Source organism: Stenotrophomonas maltophilia, assembly GCF_013464485.1.
Lineage (GTDB): Bacteria > Pseudomonadota > Gammaproteobacteria > Xanthomonadales > Xanthomonadaceae > Stenotrophomonas > Stenotrophomonas maltophilia_AW.
The window spans coordinates 1-3,419 of record NZ_RAUX01000074.1 but is presented as its reverse complement, the minus strand read 5'-3'; the positions used below and the strand labels follow the sequence as shown (position 1 = coordinate 3,419).

Annotated in this window: 4 protein-coding genes; 3 read left to right on the top strand and 1 reads right to left on the bottom strand. The window is 68.2% G+C overall.

Annotated features, from left to right (window positions below):
• Nucleotides 1-121 precede the first annotated feature (121 nt).
• On the bottom strand, nt 122-421 hold the full coding sequence (locus D7Y61_RS22070; protein ID WP_180869334.1) for a hypothetical protein: 300 nt from the start codon (nt 419-421) through the stop codon (nt 122-124).
• A gap of 129 nt (nt 422-550) precedes the next feature.
• Here D7Y61_RS22070 and ftsY point away from each other — a divergent pair, with 129 nt between their 5' ends.
• The 3 genes from ftsY to D7Y61_RS22055 all read left to right on the top strand — a co-directional run bounded on the left by ftsY (nt 551) and on the right by D7Y61_RS22055 (nt 3,369).
• Nucleotides 551-1,867: a signal recognition particle-docking protein FtsY gene (ftsY, locus tag D7Y61_RS22065; RefSeq protein ID WP_180869332.1), complete on the top strand. Its 1,317-nt coding sequence runs from the start codon at nt 551-553 to the stop codon at nt 1,865-1,867.
• 102 nt (nt 1,868-1,969) lie between these two features.
• Nucleotides 1,970-3,094, top strand: a complete 1,125-nt coding sequence (mutY, locus tag D7Y61_RS22060; protein WP_180869330.1) for an A/G-specific adenine glycosylase — start codon at nt 1,970-1,972, stop codon at nt 3,092-3,094.
• 5 nt (nt 3,095-3,099) lie between these two features.
• The gene (locus tag D7Y61_RS22055; RefSeq protein WP_019661206.1) at nt 3,100-3,369 is read left to right on the top strand and encodes an oxidative damage protection protein; all 270 of its coding nucleotides are present in this window, start codon (nt 3,100-3,102) and stop codon (nt 3,367-3,369) included.
• Nucleotides 3,370-3,419: the final 50 nt, after the last annotated feature.

Sequence of the window (3,419 nt, the reverse complement as noted above, 5' to 3'; positions counted from 1 at the left end):
CCGCTACCGGGTGCTGGTGGATGCCAACCTTGGTTGGCATTCCTGCTCTGGTAGATGCCAACCTTGGTTGGCACTCTAAAGGCGTGTCAACCAAGGTTGACACCCACCAAAGCCGGGCGGCTCAGGCGCTTCGATCCAGCAGGGTGCCCAGCATCTGGTCCTGGCGGCGCACCAGCGCGGCGTTGGCAGCGAAAGCCACCACCTCGGCTTTCGCTGCCAGCAGATCTCCCAGCGGTGCACTGGCATCGGCGCCGGTAGGGGTCACCGCGGCCTGCACCCCGCCCTGCTCCACCGCACTACGCTGCAGTTGCAGGCGCTCGGCATCAGGGGTCGCCAGATTGGCCACGTTGTGCGCGGCCACCTGCATGCCCTGCTGGGCCGCGCGCATCCCGCTGAGGGCGATTCCCATCACGTTGTTCATGGCGGTCTCCGGGCCGCTGCGTGCAGCCCTCCGAACCGGTTAGCGGCCGGCGGGCTGCGACCTTGAGTCCACATCGGCCCGACAGGCCCGAGTGGTAGCATATCCCCCTGATTTCAGCGCCTTTTGCCAATGCTCAGTTTTTTCCGCCGCAAGAAGCCCCAGGATGCCCCCGCAACGGAGGCTCCCAAGACCCAGCACTACTCGGCTGAAGAGCTGGCGGCGGCGTTCCCGTCGGCCGCGCCGGTCGAGGACAAGGAGCCGGCACCGGTAGCCGTGCCGGCCGAGCCTGCACCGGTCGAGCCGACCCCGGCAGCCGCCGTTCCGGTCGCTGTCGAGCCCACCCCGGTGGTTCCGGCCCCTGCCGCACCGGTTCCGGCAGCTCCTGCGCCGACGGCGCAGATCGACGTCGCCCCCATCGCCACTCCGGCCATCGAACCGGCACCGCTGCCTGAGCCCACCCCGGTACCGGCCCCGGTCGCCGACGACCTGCCCGCCGCTGCTTCGGTCGACGCCGCGCCCGCCCCGGCCGGCAAGCCTGGCTGGCGCGAACGCCTGCGCAACAGCGTCATCGCACGCAGCTTTGGCGGCCTGTTCTCGCGCAACCCCAAGCTCGACGACGATCTGCTGGACGAGCTGGAAACCGCACTGATCACCGCCGACGTCGGCGTGGGCGCCACCACCGACCTGGTCGAAGGCCTGCGCAAGCGCATGAAGTCGCGTGAGTTCGCGGATGCGAATGCACTGCTGGCCGCGCTGCGTGCCGAGCTGATCGCGATCCTGCAGCCGGTAGCCAAGCCGCTGGTGATCGACCGCAACGCCAAGCCGTTCGTGGTGCTCACCGTCGGCGTCAACGGCGTCGGCAAGACCACCACCATCGGCAAGCTGGCCAAACGCTTCAAGGACGACGGCCACAGTCTGATGCTGGCCGCCGGCGATACCTTCCGTGCTGCTGCCGTGGCGCAGCTGCAGGCCTGGGGCGAGCGCAACGGCGTGGCCGTGGTCGCGCAGGGCCAGAACGCCGATGCCGCTTCAGTGGCGTTCGACGCGCTGCAGGCTGGCAAGGCCCGTGGTACCTCGGTGCTGATCGCCGATACCGCCGGTCGCCTGCACACCCAGTCCGGCCTGATGAACGAGCTGGGCAAGATCCGCCGCGTGCTCGGCAAGATCGACCCCACTGCGCCGCATGAGGTGCTGATGGTGATCGACGGCACCACCGGCCAGAACGCGCTGTCGCAGCTGCGCCAGTTCAATGCCGCAGTGAACGTGACCGGCCTGGTGGTGACCAAGCTGGACGGCACTGCCAAGGGCGGCGTGGTGTTCGCGCTGGCCCGCGAGTTCGGCATTCCGATCCGCTTTGCCGGCATCGGCGAGCGCCCGGAAGACCTGCGCGTGTTCGATCCGGAAGCCTTCGTCGACGCCCTGCTGCCCGAAGCGCTGGGTGCCTGATACGCCGCGCAGCCACCGCAATCTGGTGCAGCCACCCGTGGGGCGGTTCTACCAGAGCGAGTAGAGCCACCCCAAGGGTGGCTGCCCTTTCCCGGAACCCCGATGCCCCGCCAGCCGCACGCCAGCGCCGGAACCATGCAGACAGACCGATTCGTCGCCCATCTGCTGCACTGGTTCGATGACCACGGCCGCCACGATCTGCCCTGGCAGCATCCGCGCAGCCCGTATCGGGTCTGGCTGTCGGAGATCATGCTGCAGCAGACCCAGGTGGCCACGGTCATCCCATACTTCCATCGGTTCCTGCAGCACTTCCCGACCCTGCCCGACCTTGCCGCCGCCAGCAATGACGCGGTGATGGCGCAGTGGGCCGGGCTGGGCTACTACGCGCGCGCGCGCAACCTGCACGCGGCAGCCAAGCGCTGCGTTGAACTGCACGATGGCGACCTGCCGCGTGACTTCGACGCGCTGCATGCCCTGCCCGGCATCGGCCGCAGCACCGCCGGTGCGATCCTCAGCCAGGCCTGGAACGACCCGTTTGCGATCCTCGATGGCAACGTCAAGCGCGTGCTCAGCCGCTACCACGGCATCGACGGCTTCCCCGGCCTGCCGGCCATCGAGAAGCAGTTGTGGTCGATTGCCGAGGCGCACATGGCACAGGTGCCGGCCGGGCGCATGGCCGACTACACCCAGGCGCAGATGGACCTGGGCGCCACCGTGTGCAGCCGCGCGAAGCCGGCCTGCGTGATCTGCCCGCTGCAGGACGCCTGCGTAGCACGCCGCGAAGGCCGAACTGCTGAACTGCCCACGCCCAAGCCGAGCAAGACCCTGCCCGAGCGCGAAGCGGTCGCCCTGCTGCTGCGTGACGCCCGGCAGCGCGTACTGCTGCAGAAGCGCCCGGACACCGGCATCTGGGCACAGTTGTGGACGCTGCCGCAGGCCGAGGCCGGCAGCGACCTGCAGGACTGGTTCGACGTGCACGTCGACGGCTCGCTGGAAGATGCCGAGGAACTACCGGTGCTGCAGCACACCTTCAGCCACTACAAGCTGCACCTGCAGGTATTGTCGCGACAGGTGCACGGCCTGCGCGCGGAAGAACCCACGCTGCGCTGGGTGGCTGCCGACGAACTGCCTGCGCTGGGCCTGCCAGCACCAATCCGCAAGCTGCTCGATGGCGCCACGCTCAAGGCGCCGAAACGAACGTCCAAGAAACCCCGCAACCACGAGTGAACACCATGCCCCGAACCGTCTTCTGCCAGTACGAACAACGCGATGCCGAGGGCCTGGACTTCGTGCCCTACCCCGGCGAGCTGGGCCAGCGCATCTTCAACAACATCGGCAAGCAGGCCTGGGCCGCATGGCTGGCGCACCAGACCATGCTGATCAATGAAAACCGCCTGTCGCCGCGCACCCCGGAGCATCGCGCATTCCTTGAAGGCGAACTGGTCAAGTTCCTGTTCGAGAAGGACGCGGAAAAGCCGGCTGGCTTCGTTCCGGAAGCCTGACCCACAGGTAGTACCGGCCGCTGGCCGGCAAGCTGGCATCTGTGCGATGC